The organism is Caballeronia sp. dw_19 (assembly GCF_018449515.1).
Taxonomy (GTDB): domain Bacteria; phylum Pseudomonadota; class Gammaproteobacteria; order Burkholderiales; family Burkholderiaceae; genus Caballeronia.
Genome location: NZ_JAAVUQ010000109.1, coordinates 1 through 623 on the forward strand (window position 1 = coordinate 1; position 623 = coordinate 623).

Below are 623 nucleotides of genomic sequence, written 5' to 3' on the forward strand. Positions count from 1 at the left end.
GTGGCCGGCATAAGTGCGGCGAGCGTGCGGCGCATCTGGCAGGCGCACGGCCTCAAGCCGCATCGGTTAGAGAGCTTCAAGATATCGAACGACAAGCACTTCGCCGAGAAACTCGAGGACATCGTCGGGCTGTATCTCGATCCCCCGGAGCACGCCTTGGTCCTGTGCTGCGATGAGAAGTCCCAGATCCAGGCGCTTGATCGGACCCAGCCGGGCTTGCCGCTCAAGCGAGGTCGCGCTCAAACGATGACGCACGATTACAAGCGCCATGGTGTGACGACGCTGTTTGCCGCGATGAACACGCTCGATGGCAGTGTCATTGGCCAGTGCCAGACAAAACATCGTCACCAGGAGTGGCTGAACTTCTTGCGCAAGATCGATCGCAACACGCCCAAGGACCGCGAGCTGCATTTGATCGCTGACAACTATGCCACCCATAAGCATCCCGAGGTACAGGCGTGGCTTGCCAAGCACCCGCGATTTCACATGCATTTCACGCCCACCAGCGCCTCTTGGCTCAACATGGTCGAACGCTTCTTTCGTGACTTGTCAGTGAACCAGTTGCGACGTGCGGTGTTGCGCTCGGTACCCGAATTGATTGGCACCATCGAACAGTACGTGCA

The 623-nt window shown here is 58.6% G+C and carries 1 protein-coding gene; it reads left to right on the top strand.

Features of this window, described 5'->3' with window-relative positions:
- On the top strand, positions 1-623 hold a 623-nt coding region (locus HB376_RS40610; protein ID WP_213769311.1), incomplete at both ends, for an IS630 family transposase.